We start from the raw sequence: 22,814 nt of genomic DNA, 5'->3' as shown, positions 1-22,814 counted from the left end.
TACTCGTTGGTTCGAGCTTGAGAGGGATCCTTCGTGCCCGCTGACAATGACACAAAGCCCACGCTTACTTACCCCGGTGGTGAGTACACGATGTCCATTGCCAGGGCAACAGAGGGCAATGACGGCATCGAGCTGGGAAAGCTGCTGGCCACAACGGGGTACACCACCCTTGACCCCGGTTTTGTGAACACTGCATCCACCAGTTCTGCAATCACCTACATCGACGGTGAGAAGGGAATCCTGCGTTACCGCGGATATCCCATCGAGCAGTTGGCAGGTAAGTCGACGTTCATCGAGGTCAGCTACCTGCTGATCTACGGCGAACTGCCGACCGACGCCCAGCTCGAGTCCTTCACGGACCGCATCCGTCGACACACCCTGCTTCACGAGGACCTCAAGCGGTTCTTCGACGGATTCCCGCGCAACGCTCACCCGATGCCGGTTCTCTCGTCCGCAGTGAACGCATTGTCGGCGTACTACCAGGATTCGCTCGATCCCGAGGATCCGGAGCAGGTGGAACTGTCCACCATCCGTCTTCTCGCGAAGCTGCCGACCATCGCTGCGTACGCGTACAAGAAGTCCGTCGGACAGCCGTTCCTGTACCCGGACAACTCGTTGAACCTGGTCGAGAACTTCATGCGTATGACGTTCGGCTTCCCCGCCGAGCCGTACCAGGGTGATCCCGAGGTCGCCAAGGCACTCGACATGCTGCTGATCCTGCACGCCGACCACGAGCAGAACTGCTCCACGTCGACCGTGCGTATGGTCGGCTCGTCGGACGCCAACCTGTTCACCTCCGTCTCTGCCGGCATCAACGCACTGTGGGGCCCGCTGCACGGCGGCGCCAACCAGGCAGTGCTCGAGATGCTCGACGAGATCAAGGCCAGCGGCAGCACCGCAGCCGAGTTCGTCCGCAAGGTCAAGAACAAGGAAGACGGCGTGAAGCTCATGGGCTTCGGGCACCGCGTCTACCGCAACTACGATCCGCGCGCTGCGCTGGTCCGCGAAACCGCGCACACCATCCTCGCCAAGCTCGGCGGCGACGACGAACTGCTCAACATCGCAATGCAACTCGAAGAGGCCGCCCTCACGGACGACTACTTCATCGAGCGCAAGCTCTACCCGAACGTCGACTTCTACACCGGCCTCATCTACCGCGCGATGGGCTTCCCGCCGCGCATGTTCACGGTGCTGTTCGCCATGGGCCGTCTGCCCGGCTGGATTGCGCACTGGCGTGAAATGCACGAGGATCCGGCTACGAAGATCGGCCGCCCGCGCCAGATCTACACCGGCTACACCGAGCGTGACTACAGAGACATCACGTCCCGCTGACGCGTGACCTAGCGATATCACCACCCGCTAGTCTTCTGTACCCAACATTTCGCCTCAACGAGGAGGACCCATGAGTAGCAAGCCCGTAATCGAGTTCCAGGAAGGCCCCGCGCCGACCGATCTGGTCATCAAGGATCTGGTTGTCGGAGAAGGCGCCGAAGCCGTTCCCGGTGGCACCGTCGACGTTCACTACGTCGGTGTCGAGTTCGAGTCCGGCGAAGAGTTCGACTCTTCCTGGAGCCGTGGCGAGTCCATTCAGTTCCCGCTTCGTGGCCTGATCAAGGGCTGGCAGGACGGCATCCCGGGCATGAAGGTCGGCGGACGCCGTCAGCTCACCATTCCGCCGGAGCTGGCATACGGCCCCGCCGGTGCAGGGCACCAGCTTTCCGGCAAGACCTTGGTCTTCGTGATCGATCTGCTGGACGCCAAGTAATCCACTGTGCGCCTTTATTAACCCCCCGCGGTTAATAAAGGCGCACAGCACAAGCAGCCCCGCACCGTCAGGTGTGGGGCTTTCTTGTGTGGTCAGCTCGCGGTCTTTCGTCGGTAGAGCCAGTTGGACCACACGAATCCCACGGCGGCGATGCCCAGGCACCACGCGAGGGCGATGGCCGCGCTGTTCCCGATCGGCGTGCCCATCAGGAGTCCGCGCACAGTCTCGATGATCGGAGTCACCGGTTGGTGCCGGGCAAACCCCTGCAGCCAGGACGGCATGGTCTCAGCCGGTACGAAAGCAGTGCTGACGTAGGGCAGGAACATGATGGCGAAGGTGAATCCGCTTGCAGCTTCCGGGTTCTTGGCCAAGAGTCCCAAAGCTGTCGAGAGGTACGACATGGCAAAGACGAAGGCGACGATCACAGCGGCGACGCCGAGCCAGCGCAACGGATCGCTTGTCGGGCGAAATCCCATGATCAGCGCAACGACGACCACGATCGCCGTAGTCAGGACGTTGCGGACGACGCTGGCCAGTACATGACCGGTCAGGACCGACGACGGAGAGATCGCCAAGGTCCGGAAACGGTCGATGATCCCGTCCTTCATGTCGCTCGAGACGCTGACCGCGGTGGTCGAGGCGCCGAAACCGGCGCACAGAAGGATTATTCCGGGCACTACGTAGTCGATGTACTCGCTACCGGTGTTGATGGCGCCGCCGAAGACGTAGACGAACAGCAGCATGAGCATGACCGGAAGGGCTATCGCGGTGATCATCGAATCCGGACTGCGCAGAACGTGTTTGAGATTCCGGCGGAGCATCACCGCGGAATCGATTGCAACGGTGGAGGTCATCGAACGCTCGCAATCTCGGGTTGGCCTGATCCGGTGAGCGCGAAGAACACGTCGTCCAGATCCGGAGTGTGAACGGAGAACTTCTCGACGGTGATCGACGGATCGTCGATCGAGTCGAGGATCGCTTTGATCGACGGAACTGCCCCGTCGGAAGGGATGTGCAGGGTCAAGGTCTCGGCATTCGAATGCGCCTGCGGCAGTGATGCCGCGGCGAGTTCGAGTTGGGCCAGGTTCTCGAATTGCAGTGCGACGTGGCCGCCGGGAACAAGGCGTTTGAGTTCGTCCGGTGTTCCCTCGGCGACGATGCGGCCGCCGCTCAGCACGCCGACCGTATCGGCCAATTCGTCTGCCTCGTCGAGGTATTGGGTGGTGAGGAAGATGGTGACGCCTGACGCTGTGAGTCCTCGAACGATCGACCACATGTCGTGGCGGCTTCGCGGGTCCAGGCCGGTGGTGGGTTCGTCGAGAAAGACGACGTCCGGTCGGGCGACGAGGCTCATTGCGATGTCGAGTCGTCTGAGCATGCCGCCCGAGTAGTTGCCGGCGCGTTTGTCGCCGAAGTCCGTCAAAACGAACTGGTCGAGCAATTCCTCGGCACGGCGACGGGAGTTCTTCCGGCCCAGGTGATTCAGTTCGCCCAGTAGGGTGAGGTTCTCGAATCCGGTCAGCAAGGTGTCGACGGCTGCGTACTGCCCGGTCACGCTGATGCGTCGCCGAACGTTCTGTGGATCTCCGGGCAGTGAATGCCCCGCGACCGTGACCTCACCTCCGTCGAAGGGGATGAGGGTGGTGAGAATTCTTACGGCCGTGGTCTTTCCGGCGCCGTTCGCGCCGAGGAGGGCGTACACCGATCCGGCCGGGACCGACAGGTCGAGTCCAGCCAGTACCTGTTGATCGCCGTAGCGCTTACGGAGTCCGCGGACCGAGATTGCGGGGATCGTTCCTGACATCGAGACCTCCAAGTAAGAACTGTGTATGTCATAAACTCGTGTTTATAGCGTACACAGTTCTAGGATGATGGCAAGAGTGAAGAGTGGGAGCTTATGGATCGCGGAGCGCTACCGAGAGCAGTTGAACTGGCCTGGGGACTGGACCAGCCGGGAACGCGGGGTCCGAAGAAGGGGCTCAGTCTCGAGCAAATTCTCGACACCGCGATCGAATTGGCCGACGCAGAAGGCGTCACCGCTCTGTCGATGGGCCGCGTGGCCAAAGCGCTCGGGTTCACGACCATGTCGCTCTACCGCTACGTGGCAAGCAAAGACGAACTGATCGAACTGATTTCGGATCGGGTGATCGGGCCGCCGCCGGTAATTCCCGACGGCGTGACCTGGCGCGTCAAGCTCGAGGCGTGGGCGAATCAGGAGTACGCCACGATGCTGAGTCGACCGTGGTGGCTCAAGCTGCCCATCACGGCTCCACCGACCGGGCCCAACAACATGGCGTGGCTCGACGCGGGTCTGAGCGCCCTCGACGGGGTCGCCCTGAGCGCCGCGTCGAAGTTCCAGGTGGTGACCAACGTGTCGTTGTTCGTCATCGGCCGCGCTCGATTCTCGGCTGACCTGGCGTCTCGTTCAGCGCAGTCGGCAGACGACGACGTCGCATACGGCGCTCTCATTGCTCGTGTCATCAATCGGGAGGGATTCCCCTACCTGAGTGCCGCAATCGAGGAAGGCGGCTTCGAGGACGGCAGCCCGGAGGGTGAGGCCGCCGGCGACGATGCCTTCGATTTCAGTTTCTCGCTCGGCTTACTTCTCGACGGAATCGAGAAGCTGGTGCAGCGGTCAGGACACCAGCGCGGTGGCGCTGACGTCGTCGATGATCAGATCGGTGATCAGCCCGCCCCGTAGTGCTCCCTCCAGGGCCGGCAGTTTTGCTGTTCCGGCGACGATGCACACGCGCCTGGCGACCTTCTCGAAAAGGTCCAGTCGCGGGCCGCTCGCGCGCTCGTTGAGTTCGATTCCGCGGTAGCTCCCGTCCGACCGGAAGAAGACGGTTGCGATGTCGCCGACCACTCCGTCGCGTCGAAGTGCTTCTGCTTCATCGGGTTCGAGGTATCCGGCGGTGTAGACGTGACTCGGTACGTTGCCGCCTGGTACGCCGATGCTGAAGACTGCCAGGTCCATTCGCTTCTGCATGTCCAAGACGCGTTTGATGCTTCGTTCGCGCCACAGTTGCTCCCGAGTTTCCGGGTAGTCGAAGAAGGCAGGCACCGGAAATCCTTGTGGCAGAGCACCGTAGGCGTCGGCGATGGTTCTGATGATGTCGCTGGCGTAAGAGATTCCGGTGGTGCGAGTATTCGCGGCGCCGTTGAGTTGCACGACGTACGAGTTGTACGTGCGTTTGGGGGCAAGGTGCTTGCTGACTTCACTGAGTGTGGTTCCCCAGGCGATCCCCATCACCATGTCGCTGTCGAAGAACGACGCCAGCAGGCGTCCGGCAAAGGTTGCGACCTTTTCGAGTCGCTCGAGATCTCCCACCAGTTCCGGCACGGTCACCACGTGGGCGCGCACTCCGTACCGTTCCGAGAACTCGCGTTCGATGCGAGGAGCCTGGCCGTGCGGGGTGCTGATCTTGATCTCGACGAGACCCGAGGTGCGCGCGTAGGTGATCAATCGGGAGACGGTGGATCGGGACACCCCCATGTCGCGGCCGATGGCAGCCATGGTCTGGTCCTGGAAGTAGTAGAGGCGTGCGGCCTGAACTGCGTCGGCGATGCGCGGGTCCGCCGGATCGGAGGTAGCGGAGTCCGAAGTGGGAGTTTCCATGGGTTCGTCCTGTCTGCACGTACGTGCAAGAGCATTGAACCGAATCATATCCGAGTAGGCCCAGGCTGAGGCGCTCGATCACGCAAAGTCCCAGAAGTGTGTCTGTTACCCGCGTTACGGTGCGCAAATGGGGCATTTGCACATATGTGCACGAGCTATGCGTGAATGTGCAAACCGCCTTACGCTACGGGTGCAGCAATCCAAACTATGACATGCATCACAACGAAGTGAGGGTGGGGATGGAGAAAGCCAAGCGATTAGGGCTTCCAGGCGAGTTGGCAGCCGAGTTCGCCGGAACGATGATCTTGATCTTGTTCGGCGTCGGAGTTGTGGCGCAGGTTGTGTCCGGCGGGAGCGGTGGGGGTCTCGGCGGACACGACAGTATCGCGTGGGCCTGGGGACTCGGCGTCATGTTCGGCATCTATGTCGCAGGCCGGGTGACGGGTGCTCATCTGAACCCCGCAGTGACCTTCGCCTTTGCGATCTTCCGGGGATTCTCCTGGCGCAAGGTCCTGCCCTACACGCTGGCGCAGACCGCTGGAGCCTTTGTCGCGGCCCTGATCGTCCGGTGGAATTACAACGACATGCTCAATGCCATCGATCCCGGACACACAACGGCGACTCAGACGATCTTCTCGACGATGCCCGGAAACGGAACGCTCCCGGTCAGTCTGGGATCAGCGCTGATAGATCAGATCATCGGCACGGCGATCCTGTTGTTCCTCATCGTTGCGGTGACCGATACTCGGGGAACTCCGCCGCTCGCGAATCTTGCGCCCTTCGTCGTCGGTTTGATCGTGGTGGCAATCGGATTCGCATGGGCGACCAACGCGGGTTACGCCATCAATCCGGCCCGTGACTTCGGTCCGCGGCTGGCGTCGTATCTCACCGGTTACGGCAGCGCCTGGCGAGATCAGTACGGGAGCCTGTATTTCTGGGTGCCCATCGTGGGGCCGCTGATCGGCGCTCCGATCGGGGTGTTCCTCTACGACAAGCTGATTGGTCGATTCCTGCCTGACGAGTCGGTGGAGAAGGCAGCCGAGGAGCCGGCCACGATACCGGCCTGATGGCGAATCATCATCTCTGACAGTAAATCTTTCGCACTTTCTTCGACACCAAAGGGGTAGCACGATGGCGCAGTTCGTAGCCGCGATAGACCAGGGAACCACCTCCACGCGATGCATGATCTTCGATCACAGTGGGCACGTAGTCGCTGTCGAACAGCACGAGCACACACAGATCTTTCCGCAGGCAGGCTGGGTCGAACACGATCCGATCGAAATTTGGGACAACGTCCGCAACGTCACCGCGGGCGCCTTGGCCAACGCAGATCTGACCGCGGCCGACATCGCATCCGTCGGCATCACCAATCAGCGTGAGACGGCAGTGGTCTGGGAACGAGCAACCGGAAAGCCCGTTTACAACGCCATCGTCTGGCAGGACACACGCACCGATCGAATCTGTACTGCACTCGCCGGCGAAGACGGCCCCAGGAAGTACACCGAAGTCACCGGATTGCCGTTGGCCACGTACTTTTCGGGCCCCAAGGTCAAGTGGATTCTCGACAACGTCGAGGGCTCGCGTGAGAAGGCCGAAGCAGGCGAGTTGTGCTTCGGCACGATGGACACCTGGGTGCTGTGGAACATGACCGGCGGCGTCGACGGCGGAGTGCACGCTACCGACCCCACCAACGCGTCGCGCACCCTGTTGATGGATCTCGACACTCTCGCTTGGGATTCGGCGATCTGCGCCGACATGGGCATCCCCGAATCGATGCTCCCCGAGATTCGCAGCTCGTCCGAAACTTTCGGATTCGTGCGCGAACGCGGAACGTTGTCCGGCGTGCCGATCGCCGGAATCCTCGGCGATCAGCAAGCAGCGACTTTCGGTCAGGCCTGCCTCTCGCCCGGAGAAGCGAAGAACACCTACGGAACCGGCAACTTCGTGCTCCTCAACACCGGCACCGAAAAGGTGATGAGCAAGAACGGCTTGTTGACGACGGTCTGTTACAAGATCGGTGAGCAGCCAACGGTTTACGCACTGGAAGGATCGATCGCCGTGACCGGTTCGCTGGTCCAGTGGCTTCGAGACAACCTCGGCATGATCGACAACGCGGCCGACATCGAGGTGAACGCGCGCTCTGTGGACGACAACGGTGGCGCGTACTTCGTGCCCGCGTTCTCGGGCCTGTTTGCACCGCATTGGCGCGCGGATGCACGCGGTGCGATCGTCGGTCTGACAAGGTTCGTGAACAAGGGGCACCTTGCCCGGGCGGTGCTCGAAGCGACTGCGTACCAGAGTCGTGAGGTGATCGAGGCGATGAACCTCGACTCGGGTGTCGACTTGAAGGTTCTCAAGGTCGACGGCGGAATGGTCGCGAACGAACTCCTCATGCAATTCCAGGCCGATCTGCTCGACGTCGAGGTGATCCGCCCTGTCGTTGCGGAGACCACGGCATTGGGCGCTGCGTACGCCGCTGGTCTCGCGGTCGGGTACTGGGAGAGCGAGGACGACATTCGCAGCAACTGGGCGAAGGACAAGAGCTGGACGCCGTCGATGGATTCGGCCGAGCGTGAGCGCCTGTATGCAGGCTGGCAGAAAGCCGTCACTCGGACACTCGACTGGGTCGACGCAGACTGATCGCGGCGCCCCCATTTCTACCTATTTTCAAGTGAAGGAACAGTTTTCATGAGCACAGCACAAGCATTGAGTCCGTCCTCGCGGGCGGAGTCGCTGAAGAAGTTGGAAGAAACCGAACTCGACGTCCTCGTTATCGGCGGTGGCGTGGTCGGAGCGGGTAGCGCGCTCGACGCCGCAACTCGCGGTCTGAAGGTGGGCTTGGTGGAGGCTCGTGACTTCGCGTCCGGAACCTCGAGCAGGTCGAGCAAGCTGTTCCACGGCGGACTGCGTTACCTCGAGCAGTTCAATTTTGCGCTCGTGTTCGAGGCACTGCGTGAGCGGTCGCTGGTTCTGAATTCGCTGTGCCCGCATCTCGCGAAGCCGGTGCCGTTCATCTACCCACTCGAGAAGTTGATCGACCGGCCGTACGTCGGTCTGGGCATCGGCGTCTACGACGTGATGGGCGCAGGCCGCGGGGTTCCCTCACACCACAAGCATGTGGGCAAGAAGAAGACTCTCGAATCGTTCCCTTCCGGAAAGCGATCTGCTATCCGGGGTTCGGTCAAGTTCTACGAGGGTCAGGTAGATGACGCCCGCCACACGATGATGCTGGCGCGCACGGCGGCCGAGTACGGCGCGCTGTGCGTCAACAGCACCCGCGTAATCGGCTTTCTCCGTGAGGAGGACCGCGTAGTCGGGGTGAAGGCCGTGGATCTGGAAACAGGTCGCGCGTTCGAGATCCGTGCTCGTCAGGTCATCAACGCCGCCGGTGTGTGGACTGACGAGATTCAGGAAATGGTAGGTGGTCGAGGACAATTCCAGGTTCGCGCTTCGAAAGGTGTGCATTTGGTCGTCCCGCGAAACCGCATCAACTCTGCGACCGGAATCATCACGCGGACCGAGAAGAGTCTGCTGTTCGTGATTCCGTGGGGAAGCCACTGGATCATCGGTACGACGGACACCGACTGGAACCTCGACCTCGCCCATCCGGCAGCGAGCCGAAGCGATATCGACTACATCCTCGGACATGTCAACAAGCTCCTTCAGGACGAGTTGACGCACGAGGACGTCGTCGGTGTGTACGCGGGGTTGCGTCCGTTGCTGTTCGGCGAATCGGATTCGACCAGCACTCTCTCGCGTGAGCATGCGGTGTCGAGTCCGGTCCGAGGTTTGACGGTGGTCGCCGGTGGCAAGTACACCACTTACCGCGTGATGGCCAAGGACGCTGTCGATTCCGCGGTGCACGGATTGGAACAGAAGGTGCCGAAGTCCTGCACCGAGCGTATCCAACTTGTGGGTGCCGACGGCTACTTTGCCGCGCACAACAATCGGCATCTCACCGCTGAGCGCACGGGACTGCACGTTTCGACCATCGAGCACCTACTGGGTCGGTACGGCACTCTGGCTGACGAGTTGTTCGAACTCGTCGAGGCGCGACCGGAACTGGGGCAGCCGTTGGACTCCGCCCCCGAGTACCTCAAGGCGGAGGTCCACTACGCTGCGAGCCATGAGGGTGCACAGCATCTCGACGACATCCTTACCCGTCGTACCCGCATCTCCATCGAGGTTACCGATCGCGGCGACGCGGCAGCAGCGGAAGTAGCCGAACTGGTTGCGCCGGTGCTGGGTTGGACTCCCGAGCACATTGCCGAGGAGATCGAACACTACCGGTTGCGTGTCGCAGCCGAGCGGGAATCTCAGGAGCAGCCCGATGACCTGACCGCTGATGCGGCGCGCCTCGGTGCACCGGACGTTCGCACCGGAGTCGCTGTCGGACAGGTTTGAGTCCGAGACACCACCAATGATCGGCCGGGACCCTGTGTCCCGGCCGATCGACCGAACTGCCTCGGTGTCAATCGAACTCGTCTGCCGAACATTCGGGGAGGTCGATCGTCACCACCGCGCCCCCGTTCGGATGGTTCGCGAATTCGATACGAGCGCCGATGACCGCCGCTTGTCCCACTACGATCGTCAAGCCGAGGCCCAGGCCCGAGTTCGGGCCGCGTTCGACGGAGTTGGTCTGAAATCTCTTCGGCCCCTGGCGAAGCCACTCTTCAGTGAACCCGACGCCCCGATCCCGGACCGTGATGCGGGAGTGGTCGACGTGGACATTGATCGGCGACTTTCCGTGATTGCGAGCATTCAAGATCAGGTTGGCGATGATCCGCTCCAGTCTGCGCGCGTCGGTGTACGACACGGGGGTGCCGTGAACACTCACTTCACACTCGACTCCTGTGGTGGAAATCGCGTGACGCACCACCGGTGCCAGTTCCACCGATTGGATGTCAGCCTGCTCGGAGGTGGTGTCGAGGCGTGCCACTTCGATGACGTCCTCGGCGAGCCTCCTGAGTTTATGGACGCCGTCGCGCACCAATTCGGTTGGCCTACCGGGTGGCAGGAGCTCTGCGGCGCCGACCAGTCCGGAGATGGGTGTTCTGAGATCGTGCGCGATGTTGGCTGTCACGCGCTTCTCGGCGTCCAATTGTCCCCGTAGAGCATCGGACATCGCGTCGACCGCATCCGCCAGCTCGGTGATCTCGTCGTCGAAAAGCGACCAGGTGACCGAGCGGACGCGGATGTCCGCTCCGGTAGACACTTTGCGAGCCGCACGGGCGGCCGAGCGCAATCGATACGACATCGCGAGTCCAAGCAGAACACCCAGGACGGCACCCGCTGCGATCACTGCGATGGTGGCGTTGCGAAGTGTCCGATCGACGCTGGCGATCGATTCCCGCTGCGCGGTGTACGGGACGCGAATCGCCACCACCTGAGTGTTGACGTCGGCAGCAGCCCAGACAAATGGCTGGTCCCCGCTGTCGACAAGGTAGGTGGCACGTTTGCCGCCCGCCACGGCCTGACGCAACTCTTCCGGAACGTCGAGACCATCTGTGGTGGCGTGGAACAGTGCACGCATGCTGCCCGTTTCGTCCTGCAGCACCAGTTGGAGATTGCGATCAGCTGCCGCCCGCGCTGCATCCTCTTGGTTGTGTGAAAAGGTTTGATGCATCACGGTACTGAGCGTGATCGAGGCGACGGCAATCACGAACGTGATGGCCGCCGCGATCTTCCACTGAAACGACAACCGCCTCCCGGTGGACGGGAGCTTGGCGGCGAGATCCCGCGATCTCACCGATGGTTGTCCATCGTGTAGCCGAACCCCCGGACGGTCCGGATCTGTTCGGAGCCGATCTTCGTGCGCAATCGCTGAACGTGAACGTCGACGATGCGCGTATCGCCGCCCCAGTCGTAATCCCAGACGTCCGAGAGCAGTTCGGAGCGAGACCAGACTTTGCGCGGCACACTCACCATGACCAGGAGCAGCTTCATTTCGGTGGGTGTGAGAGCCACTTCGGCGCCCGAACGCGTGACGGTCACCAACTCGCGATCGATCTCCAGATCGCCGAGAGTCACGATGTCTTTCTCCGTACCGGAATGGGATTCGACCCGCCGGAGCACACTTCGGATACGGGCCACCAGGACACCGCTGTCGAAGGGCTTGGTGACGTAGTCGTCGGCACCGGCTTCCAATCCGAGAACGATGTCGACCGGGTCGTCGCGCGCGGACAGCATGATGACCGGCACCGACAGTTCCTCACGAATGCGTCGGCACAGGCTGATTCCGTTCAGGTCGGGAAGCATCACGTCGAGGACGGCGATATCCGGCTTGGCGTCGACCGCCATATCCATTCCGGTCAACCCACCCGATGCGGTGATCACCCGAAACCCGTTGCGTTCGAGATTCAATTGCGTTGCTTCGCGGATGACAGCGTCGTCTTCGACCAGCAAAATCAACGGATCGGTCATCGGCCTTCGCTTTCATGGGAACGGAACACTCTCAAACCCTTCACCGGTCCACTTGTATGCAGTCGACGATTGACAGAACTCCGGAATGCCGGGGTCTTTGCACAGGTCGACCATGACCGACAATCCTCCGGTTGAGCCGACGACGTAGCGTCCTGGGTCTTGCACTCCGAAGACTTTGTGAGCGCCCGATTCGTCGATCTGGTAGACGAATCCGGCGACCATGAAGCTGACCGGTGGGGCCGGTCGTCCCCAGATGCCGACAGACTCGCAGGTGAAGACATTGACGACGGCATCTTGCCAAACGGCGCCTGTCACGGGGGAGTACCGGATTTCGTAGGGGAAGTTCGCATCACCGCACAGTCGGAGACTGTCCTTGACCGCATCGGACACTTCCGGGTCTGCTCTGAGGAGGGCAACAGGATCGATGCTCAAGCCCTGTGAGAGATCCGAGGGGTCGAGTGATGCTGCGATATTCGGAGTGGGTTCTGATTCAGGCTCGGTGGAACAGGAGGCGAGAGCAAACGCGACCGGCAGGCAAACACCGGCGAGCATTGCGCGGCGACGGCGATCAATCACGGATGAACTCCATTCCATCCCAGTGGAACTCGGTCCGAAGCGGTGGACGGGGGCAACATTCGAACTCCGGTGGCCGCGGATCCGTTTCCAGGACAGACAAACTCGCGGCGCGTTGACCGCTGACGATGAACTTTCCGCGCTCTTCGACGGAGAACAGGCGCTCACCCAGTTCGGGATCGTCTTCACTCGAACCGGCCTTGCCGCTGCGGTAGACGTAGCCGGCAAGGTTGACCGAAATCGACACTCCGGTCCCGGGTTGGTGGGCCGGTTGGCACGGATACACATTCATGACGACGAGTTCGGTCTCCGGCACGATACGCGGTGCGCCTGGATCGAGAAGGATGGACCCGACCGAGATCGGATACCAGTCAGGGCACGACCGAAGTTCTGTCTTCACTCCCTCGGACACCCCAGGATCGTCGAGGAGTGCCCGGCCCAACCTCGAGTTTTCGGCAACCCGTCTGGCCAGGTCTGCAGGTTGTGTGACGGGCAACCCGGTGGAAGCGACATCGCCTTCGATCACAACGCCCTGGGTGGACGCGCAACCGGTGATCACGGACGCTCCGAGGGTTGCTGCCGCGAGCGCTGTACCGAACAGGCTGCGAGTACGGTCTGATCGACCGCCGCAGATGTCACTCCGATACAACACTTTCCCCTCCCCGGCCGCTGCGAACCCTCTCATCGGCATGTGCGTTTTCATACGATCACAGGTGATCTCGATATCGGAGTTTTGCCACCCACCGTTACGTAATCGTATGAATGTCAGGACCGTCGAGAGTTGGTACGCGACCGACGGAATTCTGTTACGAAACCGATGGAATCAGGCTCCTAGAGTGAGTCACGTCGGTGTTCACCGCTTGGGCGGAACGAGCTGATCCGCGTATCGAGGAGTGTGAGAGCAAATGCCTGAACTATTGCTGACCAACAAGACTCGGCGTCTGCGAGTGCTGCTCGCCGTACTGACGATCGGGGTGGTGTGCGCGATGACAGGGTGTTCGAGTGATGACAACAGCGCTCCAGGAGACGAACCGACGACTACATCGGTGGTTGCGGCGTCTACGACCCCACCGCCGCTGACCGCAGCGACCACTTCGGAGACAGTCGAAGGCTCGAACTCGGTGGGCGGCGGTACGGACGCATCCACCCCCGGAGTCCCGGCGGGCGGAGCTGCGCCGGCCTGGACACCGGTCTCGACCAGCGCGGCTGCCCCTGCGGCCCCTGGTCCGGCTACCGAGTCGACCAAGTGCACCGATCAGATCAACTATGTGGGTGACCCTCGTTCGAATGCGGAGATCAACAGCATCGGAGAGCGGATGGGTTCGTGCCCGGCGCCCCTCCCGCCCGATGCCGTCGAGCCCTCCGAGAAGTGCACCGACCAGATCAACTACGGCGCTGACCCTCGTTCCAACGCCGAGATCAACATCATCGGGGAACAAACCGGGATCTGCCCCGAGCCGATACGCCCCTAGCGACTTCAAAACCTGAGCATTAGTCGGGAATTCGACCAAGAGCCGAACCAGGGGGAGATCGGAATGACAAGCAGGGCAGGTGGACGTTCGATCGACAGTGTTGCCGACGATGCGTCCCGAGGGGATCGGGACGCGATTGCAGAACTCCTTCAACGCATCGTGCCTCTGGTGACGCGGCGCTGCCGTGCCGAACTGCGACCGCTCGACGCTGATCGTATTGCCGTCGGTATCTGCCGATCCGTCCTGTCCGACATTCGGCGACGTAGACGTGCCGGAGAAGCGTTCCTCGCGCATCTGTACGACGCGATCAGTCGCGAAATCGATTCGCTACCCGCCTCCAGTCGACTCACTCTGCCCTTCGGTGATCTGTCGGCCGCAGAACGCAACGTCTTGGTAGCTCGCATCGTTGTCGGCTTCGACGTGCGCGAGACGGCGCTGTCACTGAGAACGACAACGAGCGCCGTCGAACTCGCCCAACACCGCGCGCTGGCCAAGATCAGACGCGGCAGCCTGAGCGGCGCCTGAATCAACGCTCGAAAGTCAACAGCTGCAACCCTTCGCAACTCCCGGCAACCTCACGCAACTCTTTCCCTTCGCCCGTGACCTACACGACACTGCATGGCGACGAGTGATCGAGAACGAGGAGTGTGACTGTGGTTCAACGGACGGCGCAGAAGCCGACAACCCCAGGATCGAAAAGGACCGGCGCCAAGCCTCATTCAGGGCTGGACCGGGATGCATTGCTGAAGGCGTACGAGAAGATGTCGCGCATCCGTGCGTTCGAGGATCGACTGCACGAAGAGAATGCAACCGGTGACATCCCCGGCTTCATTCACCTCTACTCGGGCCAGGAAGCCATCGCGGTGGGAGTGTGCGAGAACCTGAGCGACGCCGACTACATCGGATCCACTCACCGCGGTCACGGGCACTGCATCGCCAAGGGCTGCGATCTGAACGGCATGATGGCCGAGATCTTCGGCAAGGACGACGGCCTGTGTCGCGGTAAGGGCGGCTCGATGCACATCGCCGACCTGTCCGTGGGAATGCTCGGCGCCAACGCGATTGTCGGCGGAGCCCCGTCGTTGGCGATCGGCGCTGCACTGAGTGGCAAGACGCTTCGAAACGGTGTCATCGCAGCGTCGTTCACGGGAGACGGTGGATCCAACCAGGGAACCGTCTTCGAGGCGATGAACATGGCTGTGGTGCTGGATCTTCCGATCGTCTTCGTGATCGAGAACAACGGATTCGGTGAAGCAACAGGAACCGACTACGCGGTGGGCGCACCCGACATCGCCGCCCGCGCTGCATCCTTCGGAATGCCTGCCGTCAAGGTGGACGGCACCGACTTCTTCGCGGTCTACGACGCGATGGCGGAAGCATCGGAGCGCGCCAGGACCGGCGGTGGCCCCACCACGATCGAGGCGGCGGCATTCCGTTGGCACGGCCACTTCGAGGGTGACGCGCAGCTGTACCGCACGGCGGAACAGGTTGCGCAACTACGGGAAACCAAGGATCCGCTCAAGAATTTCCGTAGCAGCGTGGATGTGAAGAAGGTCAGCACCGCTGATCTGGACGCGGTGGACGAGCAGTCGCGAGTGCTGGTGGACGAGGCGGTAGCGAAGGCGCGTGCCGCGGCGTATCCACCCGTCGAGAATCTGCTGACCGATGTCTACGTGTCGTACTGAGGAGCCCGAGATGACAAGCGTGGAAGCCGAGAACGTGTCGAAGAAGACCTACCGCGAGGCCGTCAAAGAGGCCATCGCCCAAGAAATGCAACGCGACCCGAGCGTCGTTCTCATCGGTGAGGACGTACGGGGTGGGCATGCCGGTACCAATCCCGATCTGGAGACGAAGAAGATCGAGGCATTTGGCGGTGTCCTGGGTGTCACCAAGGGATTGTGGACGGAGTTCGGATCGGAGCGTGTAATCGATACCCCGATCACCGAATCCGCGATCATCGGAATGGCTGCCGGAGCCGCACTGACCGGACTGAGGCCGGTCGCCGAGCTGATGTTCATGGACTTCTTCGGAGTCTCCTACGACGCGCTCTACAACCAGGCTGCCAAGTTCCGCTACATGTTCGGTGGCAAGGCCAGAACCCCGCTGGTGGTGCGAGGCATGATCGGCGCAGGCTTCTCCGCCGCTGCGCAGCACTCTCAGTCTCCGTACAACGTATTTGCCGCGGTGCCCGGCCTGAAAGTGGTCGCGCCGTCCAACGCCTACGACGCCAAAGGCCTACTCATCCAAGCCATCCGGGACGACGATCCCGTCGTCTTCTGTGAGCACAAGGTTCTCTACGACCTCAAGGACGAAGTGCCGGACGATCCGTACGCGATTCCGTTCGGCGTCGCCAACTACACCAGGCAGGGCGACGACGTCACGATCATCGCGTTGTCCGCAATGGTGAACCGCGCCAACGACGTAGCAGACAAGCTGGCCGCCGAGGGTATTTCGGTCGAGGTTGTCGATCCTCGTACCGTCTCACCATTGGACGAGGACGGCATCCTCGAATCCGTCGCATCGACCGGACGCGTCGTGATCGTCGACGAATCCGCCGCCCGCTGCGGTTTCGGGCACGACGTAGCCGCGCTGATCGCCACCAAGGGATTCAACTACCTGAAAGCGCCGATCGAACTGATCACTCCGCCGCACACGCCGGTTCCGTTCTCCCCGACCCTCGAAACTGCCTGGCTGCCTGACGCGGCGCGCATCGAAGAGTCGGTTCGCAAGCTGGTGAGAGCCTGATCATGGCTGACATCAAAGCTATCGACATCCCCAAATGGGGGCTCTCCATGGAGGAGGGGTTGGTCAACGCCTGGCTCATCGGGGAAGGTGACTCGTTCACCAAGGGCCAGTTGATCTGTGAGATCGAGACCAGCAAGATCACCAACGAGCTCGAGGCGCCGTTCGACGGTGTTCTCCGCAAGATCGTCGGCACGCCTGGGCAGACTCTGCCCGTCGGCGCCGTGATCGGTGTATCCGCCGATGCGTCCGCGACGGATGCGGAGATCGAGCAGTTCCTCGCCGCCCGCGGCGCAACCGCGCCGGCGGAAGAGCCGGCACCGTCACCAGCTGCTGCGCCGGCGGCTCCCGTGACACCTGCGGCTACACCGGCTGCGAAGGTGGTTGTTGCACCGAAACCTGTACCAACCGGTTCCACCGTCGTACCGAGCGTTCTGCAAGGCACGACGCAGGACGATGTGTTTGCGAGTCCTCGCGCACTCCGACGTGCGGAATCGCTCGGAATCGATCTCGCCGCCGTAGTGGGTACCGGTCCCCTCGGGCGGATCAGTGTCCGCGACATCGACGACGCGATTCGTGACGCCGGTGGCACTGTTGCGCCGGTAGTGCCGGCCGCGAGATCCGGACTCCCGCTGCGATCGACCGCCGACGACAGTGCCGTGCCTGCCACCCCGGTCGCACGCAGAACTGCCCGATCACTGGGCGTCAACCTGCATGACTGTCGTCCGACGGGTTCGCGGGGGCGCGTCTGCGTCGCCGATGTGCACGACGCCGCTCGTTCCGCGCAGCTCCTGCCCGAGGCGGCGGCTGAGACCGAATCTGTTGCGGCCGAACCCGAGTACGACACAGTTCCTTTCACCCCCATGCGATCGGCAATCGCCGGTAGGTTGCAGGCGTCCAAGCAGCAGGCACCCCATTTCCGGCTCACCGCAGACCTCGAGCTCGATGCGCTCCTCGCTCTGCGCAAGGAGATCAATTCGACCGTCCCGGCGGTCAAGCTGTCGGTCAACGACTTCATCGTGAAGGCTTGCGCCGCTGCACTGATGAAGGTGCCGGACGTGAACGTCCAGTTCGATGCCGCGAACGAATCGGTTCTTCGATTCGCGTCGGCGGATGTCTCGGTGGCAGTTGCACTTCCGACCGGGCTGATCACGCCCATCGTGCGTAGCGCGAATACCAAGTCGTTGGCGGACATCTCGGGTGAGGTGCTCTCGTTGGCCACCAAGGCGAAGACCGGCAAACTTCGTCCCGAAGAATTCCAGGGCGGAACCTTCACGGTGTCCAACCTCGGCATGTTCGGGATCAAGGCATTCGACGCGATCATCAATCCGCCCCAGGGAGCGATCCTTGCCGTAGGTGCGGGGGAGAAGCGCGCGGTGGTGGTCGGTGACAGTGTTTCTGCCCGGACCGTGATGACCGTGACCCTCTCGTGCGATCACCGGGTTATCGACGGAGCCCTGGGTGCGACCTTCCTTCGGGAGCTCCAGCGCTTTGTCGCTTCTCCCGCGCTGATGTTGGTGTAAGGGGCTGTGGTGGAAAACAATACGTCGCATAAGTACGACGTTCTTGTCATCGGTGGCGGCCCCGGTGGTTACGTGGCGGCGATCCGGGCTGCCCAGTTGGGGTTGAGCGTCGCGCTGGTAGAACGTGATCGCCTCGGAGGTATCTGCCTCAACTGGGGTTGTATCCCCACCAAGGCGATGCTGCACGGCGCGGACGTTGCGCATACCTTGAGTGAACTCGACACATACGGATTCAGTTCGGCGTCTGTCCAGTTCGACATCTCGAAGTTGGTGTCGTTCAGCCGAGGGGTTTCGGAGAGGTTGTCCGGCGGTGTTGCCTATCTGATGAAGAAGAACGGCGTCGACGTCATCTCAGGCGCCGCGAAGTTGGTGGACAAAGGCGTCGTATCCGTGGGAGGACAGACGTATCGAGCCGACCACGTGATCATTGCAACCGGTGCCCGGCCGCGTTCGATTCCCGGCGTTGCCCCCGACGGTGATCGGGTATGGACCTACTTCGACGCGCTCGTCCCGAAGGAACTGCCGAAGTCGCTGCTCGTGATCGGGTCCGGCGCGATCGGAGTCGAATTCGCCAGCCTGTACGGCGATCTCGGAACCGAGGTGACCATCGTCGAGATGGCACCACACATCATGCCGGTCGAGGACGAAGAGATCTCGGCCTTCGTTCGCAAGCAGTTCGAGAAGCGTGGCATCACGATTCACACCGGAGCCTCGGTGTCGGCAGTGACCGTCGGCGACGACGCCGTCCAGGTGAATGTGCAGACGAGCGACGGTGTCGAGTCGTTGACCGTGGACCGGGTGTTGGTGGCGGCCGGAATCACCGGCAACGTCGAGGATCTGGGGTTGGAGGCTCTGGGCGTCGAGATCGAGCGCGGTGCGATCGTCACCGACCAGTGGTGCCGTACCAGCGCTTTCGGGATCTATGCGATCGGCGACGTCGCGGGCGCTCCATGTCTGGCGCACAAGGCAAGCCACGAAGCTGTCCTGTGCGTCGAAAAGTTGGCAGGCGTGCCCGACGTTCATCCGCTCGATCGCGACTACGTTCCGGGATGCACGTATGCCCGCCCACAGGTGGCGAGCCTGGGCCTGACGGAGAAGCAGTGCGCCGGTACTGGTCGCGCGCTGCGGGTCGGACACTTCGACCTGCAGGCGAACGGCAAGGCACTGGCGATCGGCGAGGCCGAAGGCTTCGTCAAGACGATCTTCGACGCCGATACCGGGGAACTTCTCGGCGCGCACATGGTCGGTCCGGATGTGACCGAGCAGATTCAGGGTTTCGGTATCGCTCGATCCCTCGAAGCCACCGGCGAGGATCTCGCCGAGGTCGTGTTTGCTCATCCGACGCTCTCGGAGGCAATGCACGAGTCTGTGCTCTCGGCGCTGGGGAGACCCCTCAACGCGTGAGCACCGTTCGCGTGCGTGAACGCCGTCCTTTCGTTCACGCACGCGAACAACTCTGCAACCGGGTGCAACGCTCGCTTTCGATGACCCCGTCACATAGGACTGGAGTGTGATCGGCGAAACGAATCGACTCGAACCGGCCCTGGCCAGTGGTGAAGACCCGGCGCAGTACGCACGTGTTCTCGAATCCGTGTACGAAGCAACGATGTCGGGACGCAAGCCGCCTGCGCGTCCGCGCTCCGTCATCGCGAATTCGTGGTCGCGTTTGCGTGCGCTCGGACTCGATCCGGACCGGTGCTCGATCACCGAGACGGGCCGCGAATCCGAGATCGAAGAAGGCAGACGCGCAGCCGGCATGGCGGAGATCTTCGACGAGGCGGTGCACGGTCTGGCACCACTCGTCGGCCCGGACGACGCGAATCTGATCGTGGTGGCGGACCGCTACGGACGTATCCTCTGGCGACACGGGTCCAGTCGAATGTTGGATCGGGCCGAACGGCTCGGGATGATCGAGGGTGCGTCGTGGACCGAGGAAGCTGTTGGTACCAACGGGATCGGCACTTCCTTGGCATCAGGTTCGGCAGTGCAGGTGTTCTCGGCCGAGCACTACTCGCGCTCGCAGCATCCGTGGACCTGCTCCGGGGCGACGGTTCGAGATCCGCGTAGTCGCCGGGCCATCGCCGTCGTGAACGTCGCCGGCGCAGCAGACACGGTCCACCCGTCGACTCTCGCTCTGGTGGACAGTGTGGCCAGGCTGGCGGAATCCGCACTGCGGGAGAAGCATCGAATCGGATTGGATCAGCTCCGGATGATCTCGGCATCGACGCTGGCTCGTGCGAGTCAGCCGACAGTGGTCGTGGACCGCAGTGGCTGGGTCGCGGCGGTGGACTCGATGGCGCCGATCTACAGAATCGCACTGCCGAAAGTGATGAGCAGCGGCGAGCATTGGCTCCCGTCGCTCGGACTATGTATGTGCGAGCCGCTTCCGGGTGGTTGGCTCGTCCGCCCTCAGATGGATCCGGCGTCCGGAACGGTTTGTGCAGAAGTCGAATTGGATGTGCAAGATCCGAATGCGATGGAATTGCGGTACTCCTCGGCAATGGGGAGCTGGAGTATCGACCTCAGCCCGCGCCATTCGCAGATCCTCGTGGCTCTGACACAGGCGCCCGAGGGCCTCACGGCCTCGCAGCTCGCCTCACAGTTGTTCGGCGATCCGCGCAAGACGGTGACCGTCCGGGCCGAGATGTCGAGGTTGCGTAAGCGATTGGCCGGAATCCTGTTGGCTCAGCCCTATCGCTTCGACCCGGCGGTGAGGGTAAAAACCGCCCCTACTGTGCGCCTTTATTAACCGCGGGGGGTTAATAAAGGCGCACAGCAGAGCGGCGCGAACGCCGCACCTGCGCGTACTCGTAGCCGTTCTGCCAGGTCACGGTGGCCACCAGCACCCAGATGATCCAGGTGGCGCTCATGTGCGTGCCGACGATGCCCATGACGATGGGGATGGCGGTGCACGGGAGCGCCCAGCCGAGCAGCCACCGTCGGTCCGATCGCGCGAACAGCCCTGCCACCAGGCTGATTCCGAAATAGACTGCGATGCTTCCGCACAACAACCACCGCAGGTTCGCGGGCGTGTGCTCCGCACCGTGTTCGGTTGCCGCTCCGAGCCCTGCGACCAGAACCGCGATAGCGCCGGTGGTGAAACAGTGCAGCGCCATGTCGATGCGAGCGGGAAACTTCTCGGCCTGCAGGTGCGGAACACCGGCGTGGCCGTAGAGAAGCGAGAGAGCCCACATGCCCGAGAGCAGGACAAACGATCCGACTGCGAGGCTGACCACCGTCGAGTCCCAGGTGAGCTTCGAGGCCGCAGAAATCACGAGGATCACACCCTCGCCCAGCACGATGATGACGTACAGGCCCAAGCGCTCGGCAAGGTGAGCCCGATCGGAGTGCAGGGCTTCGAGTTCGGGAATCCGGTCGTCCTTGAACCCCCGAACCTTGATGATGCGGTCGAGCTTTTCCTGCGCGTCTTCCATGATCGCGCTGCCGGAGACGACGAACATGATCAGCAGGTCGATGGTCACACCGGCGGTCCAGAGCCAGAACCGAGTTTCGCCCTCGAACCAGAACGAGACGATCCACGGGATCACACCGAGAGACATCTGGGCGATCGGCCAGTCCACGACTATCTGGCCGTTGTGCCACACCCGACTCGCCAGCAGACGTACGGCCACGTAGGCGACAGCGAAGGCCAGCGCATGGTTGTCGTGGATGCCGGCCACGGCCGCCATCATGACGGCCAGTCCGAACATGGCGATCAGCATGCTCGGGATCCGGACACGGTCACCGGCAACGTTGCCGTACATCGTGAACGTCGCCCACGCGGTCCAGAACGCGAGATAGAGCAACGCGTAGAGCGCGACATCCGACCACGACGGCGAACCGTGGAGCAGGTGAGCCAGCTGACCGATACCGGCAACCACGACGAGGTCGAAGAACAATTCGATCCATGACGCGTGTCGCTCGAGCACCGCCTTCTGCTTCGAGTCTGGTTCATTTCCGAGTTCCGACATACAGCTCAGTATCGGTTATCGGCATCAACAGTGCTGGTAGGCGGCGAAGTTGTCCGTTTTTTCGAAGTAGTGTTTATGCTGTCCGCGCTCACGCGCGCGCCGTCAGGGAGGGGCATGCGAAGGCGCAAGTCGACGCCGTCGACCACATGACAAAAAAGTACGCACAAGAGTTGGCAGACAAGGGCTGACATCGTGAATGTCCCACAGGGCAACCGGGCGTTGTGTTTTCGAGAAGCCATGGCGCACGTGTGCTCACCGAGACTGCCGGACGCTCCCATCTGGATCGTGTGCACTGTGGACGGTGGTGATCACAAGATCGTGACAGGATCGGTGGACGAGGTCGAGCACCGCGAGTCGAATCCACTGACCTACCACCGGCGTGTATTCGGTACGCACGCACCGACGTCAGTGCTCTAGGAAGGAGAGCCATGTATGTACTGGTGGACGACGGCCGCGTCAGCATCCACGATGTGGACAACCTGAAGGCCTTTCACGTCGAGGTGAGTGCCCACATCTCCGAAGCCGAACTGGACGAACTCTTGCGCCTTCAGGATTACGGATACGTCAGCGGTGGTAGTGCATTCATCTCGGTAGCCCGCGTTCGCGAGAGCACCACGGACGTCGAAGGTGTTGCCGCGATGGTCGACTACGCCCAGAGCAAAGGCTGGGTGGACGAGGACGGTGAAGCACTGCAGGCTCACGTCGTTCGCCAAAAGTAGCGGAACG

At 62.1% G+C, this 22,814-nt stretch carries 23 protein-coding genes; 15 read left to right on the top strand and 8 right to left on the bottom strand.

Annotated features, from left to right (window positions below):
- Window positions 1-33 precede the first annotated feature (33 nt).
- Window positions 34-1,332, top strand: coding sequence for a citrate synthase (locus tag RHP72_RS22340; RefSeq protein ID WP_003940509.1), 1,299 nt, complete (start codon window positions 34-36; stop codon window positions 1,330-1,332).
- Between the two features lie 70 nt (window positions 1,333-1,402).
- Window positions 1,403-1,765, top strand: coding sequence for an FKBP-type peptidyl-prolyl cis-trans isomerase (locus RHP72_RS22335; protein ID WP_003940440.1), 363 nt, complete (start codon window positions 1,403-1,405; stop codon window positions 1,763-1,765).
- 92 nt (window positions 1,766-1,857) lie between these two features.
- On the opposite strand, the gene RHP72_RS22330 is transcribed toward RHP72_RS22335, so the two are convergent.
- On the bottom strand, window positions 1,858-2,619 hold the full coding sequence (locus RHP72_RS22330; RefSeq protein ID WP_162113728.1) for an ABC transporter permease: 762 nt from the start codon (window positions 2,617-2,619) through the stop codon (window positions 1,858-1,860).
- Complete coding sequence (locus RHP72_RS22325; RefSeq protein ID WP_058037822.1) at window positions 2,616-3,569, bottom strand: ATP-binding cassette domain-containing protein; 954 nt, start codon at window positions 3,567-3,569, stop codon at window positions 2,616-2,618. The genes RHP72_RS22330 and RHP72_RS22325 overlap by 4 nt, the downstream gene beginning before the upstream one ends.
- A gap of 93 nt (window positions 3,570-3,662) precedes the next feature.
- Between RHP72_RS22325 and RHP72_RS22320 the strand changes: the two genes are divergently transcribed.
- Complete coding sequence (locus RHP72_RS22320; RefSeq protein ID WP_007733476.1) at window positions 3,663-4,466, top strand: TetR/AcrR family transcriptional regulator; 804 nt, start codon at window positions 3,663-3,665, stop codon at window positions 4,464-4,466.
- On the opposite strand, the gene RHP72_RS22315 is transcribed toward RHP72_RS22320, so the two are convergent.
- Window positions 4,401-5,384, bottom strand: coding sequence for a sugar-binding transcriptional regulator (locus tag RHP72_RS22315; protein WP_007733475.1), 984 nt, complete (start codon window positions 5,382-5,384; stop codon window positions 4,401-4,403). The two genes, RHP72_RS22320 and RHP72_RS22315, sit on opposite strands and share 66 nt — an antisense overlap.
- 239 nt (window positions 5,385-5,623) lie before the next feature.
- On the opposite strand from RHP72_RS22315, the gene RHP72_RS22310 reads away from it, so the two are divergent.
- From RHP72_RS22310 to RHP72_RS22300, 3 genes are all read left to right on the top strand, one after another.
- Window positions 5,624-6,451 carry an MIP/aquaporin family protein gene (locus RHP72_RS22310; protein ID WP_003940085.1) on the top strand — a complete coding sequence of 276 codons (828 nt, stop codon included), beginning with the start codon at window positions 5,624-5,626 and terminating at the stop codon, window positions 6,449-6,451.
- Window positions 6,452-6,515: 64 nt separating this feature from the next.
- Window positions 6,516-8,024: a glycerol kinase GlpK gene (gene glpK / locus RHP72_RS22305; protein ID WP_007733474.1), complete on the top strand. Its 1,509-nt coding sequence runs from the start codon at window positions 6,516-6,518 to the stop codon at window positions 8,022-8,024.
- Between the two features lie 48 nt (window positions 8,025-8,072).
- Window positions 8,073-9,788 carry a glycerol-3-phosphate dehydrogenase/oxidase gene (locus tag RHP72_RS22300; protein ID WP_007733473.1) on the top strand — a complete coding sequence of 572 codons (1,716 nt, stop codon included), beginning with the start codon at window positions 8,073-8,075 and terminating at the stop codon, window positions 9,786-9,788.
- 67 nt (window positions 9,789-9,855) lie between these two features.
- On the opposite strand, the gene RHP72_RS22295 is transcribed toward RHP72_RS22300, so the two are convergent.
- The 4 genes from RHP72_RS22295 to RHP72_RS22280 are packed head-to-tail and all read right to left on the bottom strand — an operon-like array spanning window position 9,856 to window position 13,032.
- On the bottom strand, window positions 9,856-11,133 hold the full coding sequence (locus RHP72_RS22295) for a HAMP domain-containing sensor histidine kinase (RefSeq protein ID WP_311093809.1): 1,278 nt from the start codon (window positions 11,131-11,133) through the stop codon (window positions 9,856-9,858).
- Window positions 11,130-11,807: a response regulator transcription factor gene (locus tag RHP72_RS22290; protein WP_003939990.1), complete on the bottom strand. Its 678-nt coding sequence runs from the start codon at window positions 11,805-11,807 to the stop codon at window positions 11,130-11,132. The genes RHP72_RS22295 and RHP72_RS22290 overlap by 4 nt, the downstream gene beginning before the upstream one ends.
- 12 nt (window positions 11,808-11,819) lie before the next feature.
- On the bottom strand, window positions 11,820-12,383 hold the full coding sequence (locus RHP72_RS22285) for a hypothetical protein (protein WP_054781865.1): 564 nt from the start codon (window positions 12,381-12,383) through the stop codon (window positions 11,820-11,822).
- Window positions 12,376-13,032 carry a hypothetical protein gene (locus tag RHP72_RS22280; RefSeq protein WP_003939689.1) on the bottom strand — a complete coding sequence of 219 codons (657 nt, stop codon included), beginning with the start codon at window positions 13,030-13,032 and terminating at the stop codon, window positions 12,376-12,378. Before RHP72_RS22280 ends, RHP72_RS22285 begins: the two co-directional genes overlap by 8 nt.
- Window positions 13,033-13,285: 253 nt before the next feature.
- On the opposite strand from RHP72_RS22280, the gene RHP72_RS22275 reads away from it, so the two are divergent.
- From RHP72_RS22275 to RHP72_RS22245, 7 genes are all read left to right on the top strand, one after another.
- Window positions 13,286-13,852 (top strand): hypothetical protein, encoded by a 567-nt coding sequence (locus RHP72_RS22275; protein WP_283376149.1) that lies wholly within the window; start codon window positions 13,286-13,288, stop codon window positions 13,850-13,852.
- A gap of 63 nt (window positions 13,853-13,915) precedes the next feature.
- Entirely contained in the window at window positions 13,916-14,377 is a 462-nt protein-coding gene (locus tag RHP72_RS22270) for a hypothetical protein (RefSeq protein ID WP_003940038.1), read from the top strand.
- Between the two features lie 236 nt (window positions 14,378-14,613).
- Entirely contained in the window at window positions 14,614-15,537 is a 924-nt protein-coding gene (locus RHP72_RS22265) for a thiamine pyrophosphate-dependent dehydrogenase E1 component subunit alpha (protein ID WP_051649553.1), read from the top strand.
- A 10-nt stretch (window positions 15,538-15,547) separates the two neighbouring features.
- Window positions 15,548-16,597, top strand: coding sequence for an alpha-ketoacid dehydrogenase subunit beta (locus RHP72_RS22260; protein ID WP_283376150.1), 1,050 nt, complete (start codon window positions 15,548-15,550; stop codon window positions 16,595-16,597).
- A gap of 2 nt (window positions 16,598-16,599) precedes the next feature.
- Complete coding sequence (locus RHP72_RS22255; RefSeq protein WP_283376151.1) at window positions 16,600-18,117, top strand: 2-oxo acid dehydrogenase subunit E2; 1,518 nt, start codon at window positions 16,600-16,602, stop codon at window positions 18,115-18,117.
- A gap of 6 nt (window positions 18,118-18,123) precedes the next feature.
- Entirely contained in the window at window positions 18,124-19,521 is a 1,398-nt protein-coding gene (gene lpdA / locus RHP72_RS22250) for a dihydrolipoyl dehydrogenase (protein WP_311093808.1), read from the top strand.
- A 106-nt stretch (window positions 19,522-19,627) separates the two neighbouring features.
- Window positions 19,628-20,866: a helix-turn-helix domain-containing protein gene (locus RHP72_RS22245; RefSeq protein WP_054781783.1), complete on the top strand. Its 1,239-nt coding sequence runs from the start codon at window positions 19,628-19,630 to the stop codon at window positions 20,864-20,866.
- 10 nt (window positions 20,867-20,876) lie between these two features.
- Here the strand turns inward: RHP72_RS22245 and RHP72_RS22240 are convergent, their stop codons facing one another.
- Window positions 20,877-22,088, bottom strand: coding sequence for a low temperature requirement protein A (locus RHP72_RS22240; RefSeq protein ID WP_193595030.1), 1,212 nt, complete (start codon window positions 22,086-22,088; stop codon window positions 20,877-20,879).
- 192 nt (window positions 22,089-22,280) lie between these two features.
- On the opposite strand from RHP72_RS22240, the gene RHP72_RS22235 reads away from it, so the two are divergent.
- Together RHP72_RS22235 and RHP72_RS22230 are read left to right on the top strand one after the other, a co-directional pair.
- Complete coding sequence (locus RHP72_RS22235; protein WP_230587458.1) at window positions 22,281-22,505, top strand: flavin reductase; 225 nt, start codon at window positions 22,281-22,283, stop codon at window positions 22,503-22,505.
- A gap of 11 nt (window positions 22,506-22,516) precedes the next feature.
- Entirely contained in the window at window positions 22,517-22,807 is a 291-nt protein-coding gene (locus tag RHP72_RS22230; protein ID WP_204855470.1) for a hypothetical protein, read from the top strand.
- Window positions 22,808-22,814 lie beyond the last annotated feature (7 nt).

It is taken from the genome of Rhodococcus sp. SG20037, from assembly GCF_031763325.1.
Lineage (GTDB): Bacteria > Actinomycetota > Actinomycetes > Mycobacteriales > Mycobacteriaceae > Rhodococcus_F > Rhodococcus_F qingshengii.
The sequence above is the reverse complement of the archived record's forward strand: the minus strand, read 5'-3'. Positions and strand labels throughout refer to the sequence as shown.